This is a genomic window from Pseudomonas sivasensis, assembly GCF_013778505.1.
GTDB lineage: Bacteria > Pseudomonadota > Gammaproteobacteria > Pseudomonadales > Pseudomonadaceae > Aquipseudomonas > Aquipseudomonas sivasensis.
This window is the reverse complement of sequence record NZ_JAAOWU010000007.1, coordinates 67629-83320: the sequence shown is the minus strand read 5'-3', so window position 1 is coordinate 83320 and position 15692 is coordinate 67629. Positions and strand designations below refer to the sequence as shown.

The 15692-nt window shown below is 58.4% G+C and carries 14 protein-coding genes and 1 pseudogene; 7 read left to right on the top strand and 8 right to left on the bottom strand.

Annotation, left to right across the window (positions count from 1 at the left end):
• Positions 1-8: 8 nt before the first annotated feature.
• From G9Q84_RS14090 to G9Q84_RS14080, 3 genes are read left to right on the top strand one after another with little or no spacing between them, the layout of a single operon-like run.
• A complete protein-coding gene (locus G9Q84_RS14090; protein ID WP_181643561.1) occupies positions 9-935 on the top strand; it encodes an ATP-binding cassette domain-containing protein in 927 nt (308 codons plus the stop codon).
• Positions 932-1657, top strand: a complete 726-nt coding sequence (locus G9Q84_RS14085; RefSeq protein ID WP_181643560.1) for an ABC-2 transporter permease — start codon at positions 932-934, stop codon at positions 1655-1657. The genes G9Q84_RS14090 and G9Q84_RS14085 overlap by 4 nt, the downstream gene beginning before the upstream one ends.
• A gap of 15 nt (positions 1658-1672) precedes the next feature.
• A complete protein-coding gene (locus G9Q84_RS14080; RefSeq protein WP_181643559.1) occupies positions 1673-3418 on the top strand; it encodes a Gldg family protein in 1746 nt (581 codons plus the stop codon).
• A 4-nt stretch (positions 3419-3422) separates the two neighbouring features.
• Here G9Q84_RS14080 and G9Q84_RS14075 read toward each other — a convergent pair whose 3' ends face one another.
• From G9Q84_RS14075 to G9Q84_RS14065, 3 genes are all read right to left on the bottom strand, one after another.
• The gene (locus G9Q84_RS14075; RefSeq protein ID WP_032888977.1) at positions 3423-3731 is read right to left on the bottom strand and encodes a hypothetical protein; all 309 of its coding nucleotides are present in this window, start codon (positions 3729-3731) and stop codon (positions 3423-3425) included.
• Between the two features lie 259 nt (positions 3732-3990).
• Entirely contained in the window at positions 3991-4425 is a 435-nt protein-coding gene (locus G9Q84_RS14070; protein ID WP_032888975.1) for a DoxX family protein, read from the bottom strand.
• A gap of 103 nt (positions 4426-4528) precedes the next feature.
• Complete coding sequence (locus tag G9Q84_RS14065) at positions 4529-5950, bottom strand: MltF family protein (protein ID WP_032888973.1); 1422 nt, start codon at positions 5948-5950, stop codon at positions 4529-4531.
• 236 nt (positions 5951-6186) lie between these two features.
• Here G9Q84_RS14065 and G9Q84_RS14060 point away from each other — a divergent pair, with 236 nt between their 5' ends.
• From G9Q84_RS14060 to G9Q84_RS14050, 3 genes and pseudogenes are all read left to right on the top strand, one after another.
• Complete coding sequence (locus G9Q84_RS14060) at positions 6187-6993, top strand: TatD family hydrolase (protein ID WP_122752689.1); 807 nt, start codon at positions 6187-6189, stop codon at positions 6991-6993.
• Positions 6994-7089: 96 nt separating this feature from the next.
• On the top strand, positions 7090-8571 hold the full coding sequence (locus tag G9Q84_RS14055; RefSeq protein ID WP_122680135.1) for a methyl-accepting chemotaxis protein: 1482 nt from the start codon (positions 7090-7092) through the stop codon (positions 8569-8571).
• A 99-nt stretch (positions 8572-8670) separates the two neighbouring features.
• Positions 8671-9032, top strand: a pseudogene (locus tag G9Q84_RS14050) (terminase).
• 3 nt (positions 9033-9035) lie between these two features.
• Here the strand turns inward: G9Q84_RS14050 and G9Q84_RS14045 are convergent.
• The 3 genes from G9Q84_RS14045 to G9Q84_RS14035 form a co-directional block, all read right to left on the bottom strand.
• Positions 9036-9833 (bottom strand): acyl-CoA thioesterase, encoded by a 798-nt coding sequence (locus tag G9Q84_RS14045; RefSeq protein ID WP_095184211.1) that lies wholly within the window; start codon positions 9831-9833, stop codon positions 9036-9038.
• Between the two features lie 90 nt (positions 9834-9923).
• Complete coding sequence (locus G9Q84_RS14040; RefSeq protein WP_095184210.1) at positions 9924-10685, bottom strand: CHAD domain-containing protein; 762 nt, start codon at positions 10683-10685, stop codon at positions 9924-9926.
• Positions 10686-10730: 45 nt separating this feature from the next.
• Complete coding sequence (locus G9Q84_RS14035) at positions 10731-11009, bottom strand: hypothetical protein (protein ID WP_032888964.1); 279 nt, start codon at positions 11007-11009, stop codon at positions 10731-10733.
• Between the two features lie 218 nt (positions 11010-11227).
• Between G9Q84_RS14035 and G9Q84_RS14030 the strand changes: the two genes are divergently transcribed.
• On the top strand, positions 11228-12265 hold the full coding sequence (locus G9Q84_RS14030) for a patatin-like phospholipase family protein (protein ID WP_181643558.1): 1038 nt from the start codon (positions 11228-11230) through the stop codon (positions 12263-12265).
• A 22-nt stretch (positions 12266-12287) separates the two neighbouring features.
• On the opposite strand, the gene G9Q84_RS14025 is transcribed toward G9Q84_RS14030, so the two are convergent.
• Both G9Q84_RS14025 and G9Q84_RS14020 read right to left on the bottom strand, forming a co-directional pair.
• A complete protein-coding gene (locus tag G9Q84_RS14025) occupies positions 12288-12977 on the bottom strand; it encodes a response regulator (protein WP_032888961.1) in 690 nt (229 codons plus the stop codon).
• Positions 12978-13014: 37 nt separating this feature from the next.
• Entirely contained in the window at positions 13015-15666 is a 2652-nt protein-coding gene (locus tag G9Q84_RS14020; RefSeq protein WP_122680138.1) for a sensor histidine kinase, read from the bottom strand.
• Positions 15667-15692: the final 26 nt, after the last annotated feature.

Here is a 15692-nt window from a genome sequence, read left to right as displayed (position 1 = left end):
CATACTAAATGATCAAAATAACCAACCTGACAAAACATCTAAACAAGAAAACAATAATCAACGATTTTTCATTTAGCGCCTGCAAACATGAATGCCTGGGACTATTCGGAGAAAATCCTACAGTTAAAACAGCACTTCTCGATTTAATCTCAGGCTCGACACTCCCCTTCAGCGGACATATCAACATCCAAGGTATCGATACAACCACCCAATCGCATAAAGTAAAAAAGATAGTCGGCTACCAAATTAACAAGTGTGTCAGTCACCCGACGATGCTGGTTAAAGAGTTCCTTGACTACATCGCAGCCATCCGCGGACTTCGCGGCACCGAAAAGCGCGCAAAGGTTGAACAGGCTGCTGCACGATTGGAATTGTCATCGGTGCTCAACGCGCCCCTTGATGCGCTGTCGATCAGCCTTAAGCGCAAAGTCGCCATCGCCCAAGCCATCTTGCACACCCCTACGCTGCTGTTACTCGATGAGCCAACTGAAGGGCTCACACCTGATCAAAAACACAAATTCAGGGCGCTCATCCAGTCGTTGACACAAGACATGACAGTGATCGTCGCCTCCCGCCACTGCGATGAATTATCCGAGTTCTGTACTCGCGCGCTGGTTATCGCAGGCAATCGCCTGGTGGCCGACACCCCAATGCCCGATTTGCAACGCAACTCCCGTCATTTTCAGGCGGTCACCCTCGCCGCAGACGCTCCGTTGGACTTGTTGGCTCTGGCCGTACTGCCAGGTGTGGCAGGGATCGAAGAGCATCGGCATGCACCCGGTACGGTGACCGTCCTGGCCATGCCGGGACACACCATCTACCCCCACATCAATGCACTCATTGCCCATCGCCGATGGAAAATCAACTCACTGAACCTAGAGCCCGGTCGACTGAGCGATGTGGTTCATCATCTGAGCCGTGAGGCCCGTCTTTGAAACTGCTGCCAGTCATTTTCAAGCGTCAACTTCTCCACTACGCCTGCACACCCGGCACTTATCTGAGCGTTGCCATTTTTTCAGTGCTTTACGTGGCACTCGGGTTGCACATGAGTCCGTGGCCTGAACACGACATCAATACCTTGCAGGTTTTTTTCCAGTTGCACCCTTGGCTATATCTATTATTGATTCCTTCACTCGCGACGCAACTTTGGTCGGACGAATCCAATGCAGGCTTTCTCGACCTGATGAAAACAGTGCCCGTCACGACGCACGAATGGGTTGTTGGAAAATTTCTAGCAGCCTGGGCCGTGGTGGGCATGGCCCTGATGTTGGCGTTCCCCCTCGTCATCATTGCCAACTACATGGGTAATGCAGACAACAATATTATTGCCTCGCAATTTATGTCTAGCTGGCTGCTGGCAGGCAGTTATTTATCTGTCGGATTTTTTATTTTCACACTGCTGCCTCAGCGCACTGTCCTTTTCATACTGACAGTAGGCTTGCTGCTCACCTCCAGCGCTCTTTCTTATTTGCTTGATGCACTAGAGCATCAGGCGCCCATCTGGGCAATAGACAGCCTGGCCTCCCTAAGCCCTTTTTCAAGGTTCAGCGCTATTGACAACGGAAAGTTTACGCTTCGCGACATCCTTTACTTCATTAGTATAATAGTCGCCTTCCTCACAGCCACGACAGTAACCCTCAATTACCGACACCGCTGAGAAGGAAAGCCCTCCATGCAACCTACTCTGCGCACAGGCATTACACTCACTGTCATATTGTTATTATTTCTAGCGTTCAACTTAGTTTGGATAGCGAAAATTCCTGATATTCGATGGGATCTTTCGCGACATAAGGTCCACACCCTCTCCCCACCCGCTAGACAATTACTTTCGTCGCTTGAGTCGCCAATGGACTTGTATTACTTCAATACCAATAACGACCCGAAACGAAGCTTCGCCCTAAAGCGCCACGGCAAGCACATAGAAGACCGGTTGCGGGAATACGAAAAAGCAGCGAAGGGTATGATCAATCTGCACCTTATTGATCCCGGATCTTTTTCAGAAGACGCCTACAAAGCCAGGCTTTTCGGTCTCGACGACCAGGCGGGATTTCTGGGGCTAATCGGCACCCGAGCCGGCCACGGAGCGCAACGTATTGAATCATTCAGCCTGGACCGGGAGCCATTGCTCGAATATGAAATCAGCCATCTGATCTATAAGTTGCAGTACCCAGACCGCCCCGTTATCGGACTATTGTCTGGTTTAGCGATGGGAGACTATGCAGGCCAGTTGGTGACGGAAATGCAGCGTCATTTCAACCTGGTCAATCTGGAGGCGACCACCGAGCGCATACCGGAACACGTCAAAACGCTTATGGTCGTGCGTCCTGAAGCGCTGCCCGAACAATCGTTGTATGGGATTGAACAATTTGTGTTGAGGGGCGGTAAATTGATGATGTTTATCGACCCCATGCCTGAGCAAAGTTCGAACATCACGTCCGCCAATACCCGTCTGACAGAGGTGCTTTCCGCTTGGGGCGTAGAGATGCCAGCAAACAAGTTTCTAATCGACCACCGCTACGCGGAATCGGCGGCACCTGAGCTGGGTAAGCTCCCAGTGCAGTATCCGGGCAGATTGAAGCTGCATCGGCAGGCAATGAACACGCACGACATCAGCACTTGGAAACTGAATACTGTGACGGTATCGAGCAGCGGTGCGCTTTTTCATCGCAAAAAAAGCGGCACCACCCTCACCCCGCTTCTGCAAAGCTCCGGGCAATCCAGGTTGCTGGAAACCAACCGATTTACCTCAGCACATGAGATCGACTCAACGGCCGATAACGCATCCACTCGGGCGCAACACCATGTGATTGCAGCTCGTATAGAGGGGCCAGCCTACTCAGCATTCCCCGATGGCATTAAGGAGCAGCCCGCAGGTTTGCAAAAAGCGGCACAGATCCATGTGGTGGTAGTGGCCGACACTGATTTGCTCACGGATCACATCAATAGCTCAGCGCCTGACAGCAACGCAGTCTTTATCTTAAATACGCTGGATAACCTGTCCGCAAGCGATTCACTGGCCAATATCCGCCCGCGCGCACCGATGGACAGATCGAAGAACATGATGGAGCGGATACGCGACAACGCCGAACAAGCCTACGTGCAGAAGGCGACTGAATTGGAACGGCGTCTGTTACGAACGGAACAGGAATGGCAAATGCTGAACCCACCGGCAGCCCCCCTCGGCTCCCAAGCAGTGGACACCACCCCCCAATTGGTGGCGCTCAACAAGGAGCGCCTGCGCTTACCCATGGAATTACACGCTTTGAGGGCTCAGACGCACGCTGAGGTGCATCGCCTGGAGCTCGCGATAAAGCTGTTCGTGACCTTGGCAATCCCGGGCGTGCTCTGTCTGGTCGCTTGGGTGGTTTTTGTAAGGAATAAACGGCGCCGATTACAGGCGAGTGTCGGACTCTCCTGAGCCCTCAACGCCTGGCAATCAGCCCCTGCCGGGCAATACGTGTGAGTTGACGAATCACTTCAGCCGCGTCGCTGGCACTGGGCGCCTGGATAACTGCCAGGTCGAAGCTATTACTCGCAAAACGGGCCAGGGAACCGCCATCTTCGACAAACTGGATCAGGAAAGCCGAAGGCCGCCCGGTGCGACGTGGCCAGCCGTCCAGGTAACGCAACAGCGTGGGCTGGTGCTTACCGCCCAAGAGTATTTTCGGATTGCGTTGAGTAAGGTCCGCAGTGATCGGAGCCAGGCGTATCAGGGGGCGTAGTGCATTCATAGTGTCGTGTCTCTGCCTCAAAAGTCTGCGGGCAGGTGAGAGGCAACACCGAACCAGCGCTTTAGCGGTATTTCGAAGCTGTTTCCTCAGGGGAGAACAGGCTTCTGTCGGGCTGCATCGAGTCCCAGTGGCGCCCCGCAATTAGCTGTTTAAATCGGCGCATGGGCAGCATCCTAGAGAAGCCGGATGGCCGATGTCAAGAATCCCGAGCAACGAAAAGGCCCGCACATGGCGGGCCTCTTCAGGTGTTGTAGAGGGGTCAGTTGGCTATTGCACGGTCGGCAGACAGTTTGCCGGCACCTTCCAGCAGCACTGCCACGGACCCGCCCAACAAGGCTAATGCGAACTCGTAACCGTTGTTGGCCATGAACAGACCGTTATGGATATGCACCGAGAAGATCGCCACCACCGACAGAATGGTCAGGCCCAACGCAGCAGGGCGTACCAGCAGACCGATGATCAGGGCCAGGCCGGCGAAAAACTCGGTTCCGCCCGACAGCAGCGCCATCAGGGTACCCGGCGCCAGGCCGATGCTTTCCATCCATTGGGCGGTGCCCGCCAAGCCGTAGCCGCCAAACCAACCGAAGAGTTTTTGCGAACCGTGGGCGGCGAAGATGATGCCAACAACAATGCGCAGGATGGTCAGACCGTAGCCGGCACGAGTGGACAGTAGGCTTTTGATCATTGGGCTCATGGAGTAAATCCTTTTCGAAGTAGGGGTTGGTTGGCCGCTATATTAATCAGTTTAAGCAATGATAAAAGCCGAAAAAATGCCTGATTAATATCGATAAAATCGATTACTTCCGTGAGGCAATTTTCGGTGCTGGCGGCTCCAGGGACTCACGCTCCCGATCGAACGCCAAGAAGTACTTGTTGACGCTATTAACATAGCTGACGCCGCCCATTCCCACCTGTTCCATGGCAATGCGCTCCACCTGGAAGAACCATTGGTTGGGGTTCAATCCCCGGCGCCGAGCCTCGGTGCGCATACCCTGCACGCGCTCCGGGCCCATATTGTAGGCCGCGAGTACAAAAGCCATGCGTTCACGCTCGTTGAGCTTGGGGCTGGCGAAGAACTTGCGACGGATCAACGCCAGATAACGCGCCCCCGCCTGCACATTACTGTCGAGACTTTCGATATTGTTGACGCCCACCCGCTGGGCCGCTGAGGGTGTGATCTGCATCAAGCCGGTAGGACCACCGCTGTTGCGCGCGCCAGGATCGAAGGCGGATTCCTTGAAAGCCAGCGCTGCAAGGTTAAGCCAGTCCATGCCCTGCTCGCGCGCATGTTTTTGCAGCACTGGCCGCAGCTTTTCCAGGCGCTGGCGGTCGGCGCGGGCCAGTGGGTTGCGCACCTGGTAGAGGCGTCGATAAATGCGTTGAAACGCCACGTCCTGGTCGGAAGGCGTGCGATAGGTCTTGAGAAAGCGATCAATACTTGCACGCAGCATCGAAGCGTCCTGGCGAACAAACCAGTATTCATCGCCAGGTTCGCTGATGACGACTTGTTTGTCGAAGCGCAACTTGGGCAGGATCTTCGACCAGCGTTCGGCAATCGGTTTCTCGACAATGGTGAGATGGAAAATCCCCGCCTGCACCATTTCCAGAACGTCCTCCACTGCCAGGGTCGGGTCCACCCATTCCACCTTCACCGGTGGCTGCTTGTGCAGGGCCAGCTTCTGATTGACCTGGCTGATGGCATCCGCTGCCGCACTGCCAGTGGTCAGCGCCAGCGTTCGTCCTGACAGTTGCTCCAACTTGGTAAAACGCCGCTCTCCCTTCACCCCCACCAGCCACAACGGTACAGCGCTGGCAATCGGGCTACTGGTGCTGATTTTGTGAGCAGCTTTCACATCAAGCAACTCCCCAGGAGCAACCAGATCGCCTTCACCACGGGCCAGAGCGCCGAGCAATTGATCCTTGGCCTTGGGGATTATCTTGAGGTTTATTTCCTGGCCATCACGGGCGTGACCGTTGAGGTATTGCTCGAAGGCGCGTAGGCGGTGGTATTCAACTCCGATGGCCTGGCCCTGCACTTCGCCGGAACTGTTGCGACTTTGGTTGACCAATACCCGAAGGGTGCGACTTGAACGAATCTCCGCCAAGTCACGGACCTTGCCAGGCTTGGTCACTTCCAGCGGCCCGTCCAGACGCGCAACCGCCGCCAAAGGCAACAGTAACGCCAGGCACAACATAAGCAACGCCGAGGGTCGGATCATCCGCTCTCCGGAAAGAATACTGGCCAACGCGCTCGCGAAAAACGACGCGGTGGAGGTCAGAAACAGAGCGCTTTATGCGCAGGCTTTGCGTGCAACGGTGGCACAGTGCAGGGCGTTCAGCCAAACACGATGTCACTTGCGACGTTCAAAGACAGCTATAACTCATTGTAGTTCTTCGTTTTTCTTATAAATCTACAGCTCTGATATGCTTTCCGGCCGCAGGCGGAGATAGCACCATGCAACTCATTGATATCGGCGTCAACCTGACCAACCCCAGTTTCGACGACAAGCACCAGGCCGTTCTCGACCGCGCCTACGCCGCCGGCGTGCAGCAATTGGTACTCACCGGCACCAGCGTCGACGGCAGCGAACAGGCTCTGGAACTGTGCGTCAACCTCGACGAAAGCGGCCAACGCCTGTTCAGCACCGCAGGCATCCACCCCCACTCCGCCAGCGACTGGAACGGCGACAGCGCCCAGCGTTTGCGCGGTTTACTCAGCGAAAGCCGCGTACGTGCCGTGGGCGAATGCGGCCTGGATTTCAACCGGGATTTCTCACCGCGCCCGCAACAGGAAAAAGTCCTGGAAGAACACCTGGCCCTGGCCGTCGAGCTAAAGCTCCCGGTATTTCTCCATGAGCGTGACGCTAACCAACGCCTGCTGGAGATCCTCAAGGACTACCGCGACCACCTCCCCGCCGCCGTAGTGCATTGCTTCACCGGCGAACAGGCGGCGCTGTTCAGCTACCTCGACCTCGATTTGCACATTGGCATCACCGGCTGGATATGCGACGAGCGCCGTGGGACGCACCTGCACCCACTCGTCAAAGAAATTCCCCGGGGCCGCCTGATGCTGGAAAGCGATGCGCCTTACCTGCTGCCGCGCACCCTGCGTCCCAAGCCGAAAAACGGTCGTAACGAACCGGCTTATCTGACGGAAGTACTGCGCGAAGTCGCCCTGCACCGCAACGAAAGCGCGCAAGACTTGGCCGACCACAGCACTGCCTGTTCACGCGCTTTTTTTGGGTTGCCGACCTTGGATTGATGCGGCGCATTGACCCATGTCAAAACCGGTTTTCTGAGTAGCGGCACAATAATGGCACCTTGCCAATGCTGTTTCCGCTATCAGAGAAAACCTTCCATGGGTGCCTGGCTTAGCAATATCTCGCTGAAGTACAAATTCTGGGCCGTCAACGCGGTCGCCTTCATCACCACACTGCTGCTGGTGCTGTACGCCGTGCAACTCGAACAACAAGCGCGCAGCACAGCCTCCCAGGTTTCGGCGCAGGCCCAGGGCCGATTGCTGGGGGCCTGGCCAACCAACCAGCCGCTCCCCAAGGACGCGCATTGGCTGACGTTTTCCCGAGGCCAAGTCCCACAGTTGGGCGATTTGGATCTGTCAGCCCTGAGCACCACCACCGGCTGGGTCGAACTCAATCACATGCCGCTGTTTGGCGAAAATCCATTGATAGGCGCTGAAGTCATTACACGGCCGGATGGGCAATACATTGGCGTACTTGCCTACGCGCCAAGCTTGAGCCAGGTCTTCAGTGACCGCTTCGCTAATTACGCTGTGGCTGTCGCAATCCTGATGCTTGTGATGCTTGGCGCTTCGCAACTGCTGATCCGCTTCCTGCTCAGTCAGCTCAACACGCTCAAGGATGTCATGCTGCACGTGGAGAAAACCGGCGACCTGTCGGCCCGCGTCCCCCTGGCCTGCAAGGATGAAGTCGGCCAGATGGCCAGCGCGTTCAATGCCATGCAGGCTGGCTACCAGCGAGTGGTCAGCACCGTGGCGCGCACCGCTCGGCAACTGGACGAAGGCGCTGCACGTCTGGCCAGCAGCATGAATGAGGTGCAGCACGGCATGCTCGGCCAGCAAAGCGAAACCGACCAGGCCGCCACGGCCATCAACGAGATGACCGCCACCGTCTACCACATCGCCCAACATGCTGGCGCCACGCGAGATTTGTCCCAATCCGCCGACACCCTCGCCGGTAGCGGCCAGGAAGTGGTGACTCGGGTAAGACACTCGATTGCCGGACTCTCCAGCGGCGTGCAACAAACTGCCGTAATGATCCAGAAGCTTGCTGAAGACAGCCAGAAAATCAACGGTGTGGTCAGCGTGATTCACAGCATCGCCGAACAGACCAACCTGCTCGCCCTCAACGCCGCCATTGAAGCCGCACGCGCTGGAGAAATGGGCCGTGGCTTCGCAGTGGTCGCCGACGAAGTGCGCAATCTGGCCAAGCGCGTGCAAAGCTCCACCGACGAGATCACCCGTATGGTTTCGGCGCTGCAAGCCGGTACCCGCGACGCGGTGGACTTTATGCAGGAAAGCTCGTTCAAGGCCGACGACTGCGTGCAACAAGCCCAGGAAGCCGGTGCCGCACTCGCCGAAATCACCGGTGCCGTGGCGCAGATGCGTGAAAGCAACACTCAAATCGCCGTTGCCGCCGAACAGCAAAGCCATGTGGCCGAAGAGATGAACCGCGCAGTGGTCAGTATCCGCGATGTGACCGAGAACACCGTGCAACAAACCGTGGATTCGGCAACGACCAGCAATGAACTGGCGACGTTGGCAGGGGAGTTGAGCAAGGCGATTGGGCAATTGAAACTGTAGGACTGGCTATGAGCCCCATAGCGAGCCCCAATTCGCCCACGCGCCCGCCCCCACCTAAACTCTCTCCATGTTGTTTCAACGGACAGAGGAATCACCATCATGGGCAAACGTCATCCCAATCTCCCCGCCTGGCAATGGCATAGCTACCCGCAGACGCACCAGCACCCAACGAACCTGGCCTTGAACCTGATCGCCGTGCCGCTGTTTATCGTTGGCTTTCTGTTGATCGTTTCTGGGGCCTTTAGTCTGAGCCTGGCCAGTTTCGCCGTTGGCGTAGTCGGCATTCTGGCCGGCCTGGCATTGCAGCGTCATGGTCACAGCCTGGAAGCCCAGGCGAGTCAGCCGTTCAGTGACCGCAAACATGCGGTGAGCGCCTGGTAATTGAGCAGTTCGTGACCTCTGCGCGCGTTGTGTCAAGCAGTGGCAGGTGGCGCGCCTGGCGCCAGCGCCATCTGCACTGATGCTTAAGCGAATACCACAACAGTCTGGCGGCTGATAGCAATCAACTCGCCGGTAGGGCTCCACAGCGCAGCGGCAGCATGGCCGTAGCCGTCGCGGGCGTGTTCGATGTTGACGCAGTACTGGCACCAATCGAGGGTGGTCAGATCCTGCAACGGTTGGATGAATTCGATGGTCCAGGTCAGGGTGCTGCCCGGTGCCGGTTTCTTCAGGTGCGGCAGCAATGCCGGTGGCCAGGCGTCGACCAGGGCGAGGATATGCGCCTCGGTCAACGGCTCTTCTTTCACATCCCCACGCAAGCGAACCCAGCCCCCCATTTCGCGGGACTTATTACCGGTGAATGGCAGGCCGCCAACGCTCCAGCGCATTGCCAAGTGACGCATAAATTCAGGCGTCACACCCTTGATATAGGGCAACTCCTGGCACTCGTCCCAGTGTTTGAACACCGGCGCCGCGTCGCTTGCCACATCTATCTCTGACTCACGGGATGCGCCAAAACTGGCTTGCACCAGGGTCGCCACTTCACCGTTCTGAACGACGCGGCCTAGCAACTGACTGACTGCCTTGCCTTCGCGCAACACTTCGACTTGATAACTGGCGGGCACATCGGGCGCCACCGGCCCCACGAAGGTTATTGCCAACGACCGCAATGGTCGATCCGCAGGCACTTGGGCACGCAGTGCTTCGTATTGCAAAGCGGCGACCAGCCCGCCAAACGTCGCGCGACCTTGGGCCCATTCGGCGGGGATGGTGACATCCAGCGGGTGGCTACGGGCAGCGTCGAGCAAATCACTAAAGCGCATGGCGACCTCAGGTCAAAGGAAACAGATGAGGGATCTTAACCATCGTGCAGGTGAGGTACAGCGCCTATTCCGGCCAAAAACCGGACCGATTCAGAAACAATCCGCGCTGAGCTTGTCCAGCACCCGATCCGCCTGTCCCTCGGCTTTAGCCATGGTTTTGTGCCATACCGCCACACACGGTTGCAGATCCGCTTGATGTTCAGCCTGGGCCAACCACTGCCAGCAATCATGCCAATCGCCCAGGGCACCTTGGGCTTTCTTCAGGCGCGACATGGCATTGGCGGGCAGTTTGTCCAGTTCCGGATACGCCTCGGCCGCATAACGCACGCGCTTGATCAACAAACGTAGACGGTGGCGATCATGGCCGGGATCCTTGAGGGCTTCACCGAGGGTTTTCCATTGCTTGGCCAGCCGCTTCTCGATGCGCGAGCGCAGGCCTTTGAGCAATTTCTGATGTTGGGAGGCGCGAATAAAGCGTGGGAAAGCATCCAGAATCTGCAGCAAGTGCGCCAACTCCGGACTTTGCGCTACCTGGCGATACGCATCGGGCTGTAGGCGCAGACGCCGATCTGCCGCTTCGTGATGACCATGCTGATGCAGATAAGCAGCCAGCACTTCACGATCACGCAGGGGGGTGGTCAATCGGCCAACGGTGCTGGCAGCCAATTCGAGCTGTTCGACGCCTGGCAACCCACGCAAGGGTCGCAACAGGCTGCGCAGGCGCCGCACGGTGGTGCGCAAGTCATGCAGCGCTTCATCGTCGGTGACGGCGGCGAGGCGAGCCTGGCAGCTCAGCAACCCTACTTCCAGGCCAATGACCTGAGCGACTAACTGATCAACCAACGCTGACATCCTGCCCCCGCCTTTTGATGAAAAATCCTACTTGCTGCCCATGGCTCAACGCCCGGCGCGCGACTCACGAATATAGAACCGTGCCTTCTCAGCCTTGTTGGAGCAGCCTTCAAACGCTTCAAACTGTTGCTGTGTCTTCGCACCGGTCAAGAGGGACAACGCCTTGGAATAGCTGACGGTACCGGCGAACCCTTCGGCCTTGGCCAGGTCCAGTTCTTTCCAGGCAGCGTCCAATTGCGCGCCGCAACTATCGCGGTAAGCGGTTTTCCCGGCACAACCGGCCAGGGCCAACAGAATCACAGGCACACACATCCAGGCTTTCATCAATGACACCTCAAAATAAAGAAAAACAGTCGTACGGTTGTAGACGTTGCCTACAACAAAAAGTGCCTTGTCCTTAGCCTGAAATCGATAGTACCTATTGCCAGAGCATACCCGAGCCTACTCGCTATTCTGGAAAAATATTACGCAGTTCAGCGAAGATTGAAGCGGCCCCCTCAATGGGTGCATTGTGAGGACCTGCCGATCAAAGGATATGGACCATGAAGAAACGTGTTGCCTTGGTGCTGGGCTCCGGTGGAGCCCGGGGCTACGCCCATATCGGAGTGATCGAAGAAATTGAACGGCGCGGCTATGACATTGCCTGTATCGCTGGCTGTTCCATGGGCGCGGTGGTGGGTGGGATCTACGCCGCGGGCAAGCTGGACGAGTATCGAAACTGGATTGAAAGCCTTGATTACCTCGACGTGCTGCGTCTGGTGGACGTGAGTTTTCGCCTGGGAGCGATTCGTGGCGAGAAGGTCTTCGGACAGATCCGCAAGATCGTCGGCGAGATCAATATCGAGGAGCTGCGCATTCCCTACACGGCCGTGGCCACCGACCTCACCAACCAACAGGAAATCTGGTTTCAGGAAGGCTGTCTGCACCAGGCCATGCGCGCTTCGGCCGCAATTCCCAGCCTGTTCACCCCAGTGATGCAAGGTAACCGCATGCTGGTGGACGGCGGCCTGCTTAACCCACTGCCTATCGTGCCGGTGGTGTCGAGCCATTGCGACTTGATCATCGCAGTCAACCTCAACGCCACCAACCAGAAACACTACCAATTGCCGGTGATCCAACGTCCGCCGGCGTTCAAGAGCCGCTTCAACAGCTTGGCGAAATCACTCGGCTCGCACCTGCCGTTTCGTCGTAAGCAAGCCGAGCAGTTAATGAAGCTGGAGCAGGAAGCGTTGCAGGCCCAGGCGGCCGACATCAACCCTTGGCTGGATTCGGCTGAGCCCGAGTCCCAACAACCCGCCGCTGCGCCGGAAAAACCCGGGGCGCCGAAGTCGGCGACCGGTTCGTTCATCATTGATAACGTGGGGCCGGCGTCGTTGCTGGATCTGATCAACCAGAGTTTTGAAGTGATGCAGACGTCATTGGCTCAGTACAAAATTGCGGGCTATCCGCCGGATGTATTGATCAACGTGCCGAAGCGGGTGTGCCGGTTTTTCGAGTTCTACAAGGCGCCGGAGTTGATCGCTTTGGGGCGCGAAATTGCCAGCGATACGTTGGACCGCTATGAAAGTGAACAGCCCTGAGTGCTTCGACAGGCGCCAGACTCTAACCGCCTAACAACCGATACCCGACCCCCGCCTCGGTCACGATAAAGCGTGGCTGAGTCGGATCGTCCGCCAGTTTCTGGCGCAGATGGCCCACCACAATCCTCAGGTAGTGACTGTCCTCGGTATGGGTCGGCCCCCAGATATCCTTGAGCAGTTGCTGCTGGGTGATCACCCGTCCCGAGTGCCGCGCCAACTGCGCCAACACGGCATATTCCTTTCGAGTCAGCGCCACTTCGACACCGTCCAGCAGCACACGGCGATAGGCCAGATCGACCGTCAGCGGGCCGAAACTCAACGCCGCTTCCTGCGCCTCACCTGCGGGCGCCTGGCGCAGGAGCGCGCGAACCCTGGCGAGAAACTCCTGGATTCCAAAAGGCTTGGTCACATAGTCATTGGCGCCGCCGTCGAGGGCTTGGACCTTTTGCCCTTCGCTGGCGCGCACCGACAGCACCAATACCGGCACCGTCGACCACTCGCGAAACTCACGCAGCACTTGCTGGCCGTCCATGTCAGGCAAGCCTAGGTCGAGCACCAGCAAGTCCGGCTTGCTCAAGGCCGCCTGGGCCAAGCCTTCGTTTCCGGTGCCCGCCTCAATCACTTTGTAACCCTGAGAGGCCAGGCTGATGCGCAAGAACTTGCGGATCTGCGGTTCGTCATCAATGACCAAAATCGTCGCGGTCTGGCTCATGGTGTCCCATCAAAATCCGTGGAGAAAAGAGGGTAGCTCACGACTCAGGCTCCAGGCCAGGCTGTGCAGGCAATGGAAGGAACAAGGTGATGCAGGTACCGCGCCCTTCAATGCCATCGGCCACGCTGATATGCCCACCGTGCGCCCCGACCATCCCCTGGCAGATCGCCAAACCCAGGCCGGTGCCCTGCCCGCCCCGATCACCGCGCGCAGCGGTGTAGAACATATCGAAAATCTTCGCGCGCTCATCCTCGGGGATGCCCGGCCCCTCATCGGCTACCGCGAAAAACAGTTGCTTATCCGACACGCCGGCACTCAATTGCAAACGTCCCTGAGGGGGTGAAAAGCGTGCGGCGTTCTCCAGCACATTGACCAGCGCCTGTTCGATCAGCGCCGCATGCACATACAGCAACGGCAACTCAGGCGGCACCTCGGTGCTCACCTGCAATGGCGCCAGTACCGCACGCAAACGGCCAAGGGCGCTGCCGACGATATCGCCCGGCGACACCCAATCACGCGCCAGCTTGAGAGCGCCATGGCCCAAGCGAGTCATGTCCAACAGGTTCTGGATATAGCGATCGAGGCGCTCGGCTTCATCACGCGTGCCTTCCAGTAATTCGCGACGGTCCTCCAGGGGAATGGCTTCACCCAACGCCAGCAGGCTGTCGATACTGCCGCGCATGGACGTCAGCGGCGTACGCAAATCGTGAGACACCGACGCAAGCAAGGCACTGCGCAGTTGCTCGGTTTCGCCGTGCAGGCGTGCGGATTCTAGCTCCTGCGCCAACTGCGCACGGGCCAGGGCCTGGGCCAGAGGTTGACTCAGAGCAGTAAGCAAGCGGCGGCGCTGACCGCTCAACGCCTGGCCCGGTTTGGCACTGACACCGAGCAAGCCCAGCGGACCTTCCTCGCCCGACAACGGCCACCACCACCAGCGCCCAAACGGCAACGTGCCGGTGCCCATGCCCGCGGGTTGGTCATGTTGCCAGGCCCAATCGGCGGCGGCGCGTTCGGCTTCGCTGAAGGTCAGCGGGCCGCCGGTTTCGATCTTCCAACCACCCTGTCCATCGCGATTGACCAGGCACAGGTCCAGGTCGTTCCAACCTTCAAGGTGATGGGCCGCCGCGCTGACCACGGCCTGGCGGTCAGTGGCGGCGGTGAGTTTGCGTGACAGGTCAAGCAGCTCGCTGGTTTCCTCCTGGGTATCGCGCAACGCCTGCAACTGTCGACGCTGGCGCGCCGCGAGGTTGCCGGTGAGCGCTGCCATCAGCAGGAAGAACAGCAGGGTCAGCACATCTTCTTCACGCTGGATGGAGAAGGAAAAATTCGGCGGAATAAACAGGAAGTCGTAGGTCAGAAATGATAAAGCCGCGCAGACCAGGGACGGCCCCAGGCTACTGCGTACCGCGACCAGCAATACGGCAGCAAGAAACACCAGCGAGATATTCGGCAACGGCAACACACTGGACACCGCCCAGGCCACGCCGGCAGCAATCACCGTCGCCACCACTGCCAAAAAGTAGTCGAACCACACCAGCCCGCGCACCTGCGGCAAGCGCGGCGCCGCGGGAATATCGTCACTGTCGAGCACGTTGATTTCCAAGCCGCGCGCATTGCGCAGCAAACGCGCCGCCAGGCCTCCACCGAATAAACGACGGCGCCAGCGCATCCGTGACTGTCCCACCAACACCAGGCTGGCGCGGCGTTCGCCGGCGTGCTGGATTAAGGTCTTGGCCACCTCCCCCGCCCGCAGCAACACGACTTCCCCGCCGAGACGTTCGGCCAACTGCTGGGCGTTTTGCAGGCGCAGACGCGACTGCTCATCCCGTGCCCGGCCGTTATCGATATGCACCAGGCTCCACGGCAAATGTCGACGCTGCGCCACACGACTGGCATGCCGCACCAGGCGTTCGGCCTGCGCGTCGCCATCCACACCCACCAACAAGCGGCCGCGCACCGCCGGCGCGGCCTGGCCGAGCTGGCGATAGCCCTGGGCCAAGTCGTCATCGACATGGGCTGCGGCGGTCTGCATCGCCAGCTCGCGCAGGGCCATCAGGTTGGTCTGGGTGAAAAACGCATCGATGGCCGCACGGGCCTGTTCCGGGACATAGACTTTGCCGTCGCGCAGGCGCTCCAGCAACTCGCGGGATGGCAGGTCGATCAGCAGCAGTTCGTCGGCTTCTTGCAGTACCCAGTCCGGCAGCGTTTCACGCACCTGCACGCCGGTGATCCCGCGCACTTGGTCGTTGAGGCTTTCCAAGTGCTGAACGTTGACCGTGGTAAACACGTTGATGCCCGCAGCGAGCAGTTCCTGAATATCTTGCCAGCGCTTTTCATGGCGGCTGCCGGGCGCGTTGCTGTGGGCCAGTTCGTCCACCAGCACCAGCTTGGGCTTGGCGGCGAGCAAGCCGTCGAGGTCCATTTCTTCGAGCATCACACCGCGATATTCGCTGCGCAGCAACGGTTGCTGTGGCAGGCCGGCGAGCAAGGCTTCGGTCTCGGCGCGGCCGTGGGTTTCCACCACACCGGCGACCAACTTGACGCCTTGGCGCAGTTGGGTGTGGGCCGCCTGCAGCATGGCGTAGGTCTTGCCTACGCCGGGTGCGGCACCGAGGAAGACTTTGAGCCGGCCACGACCATTACGGGGTAGATCGGCTAGCAGGGCATCGGCGCGGCCGGAGTCGCTCATGCGGGCAGTGTCCTTCAGGTGATGAT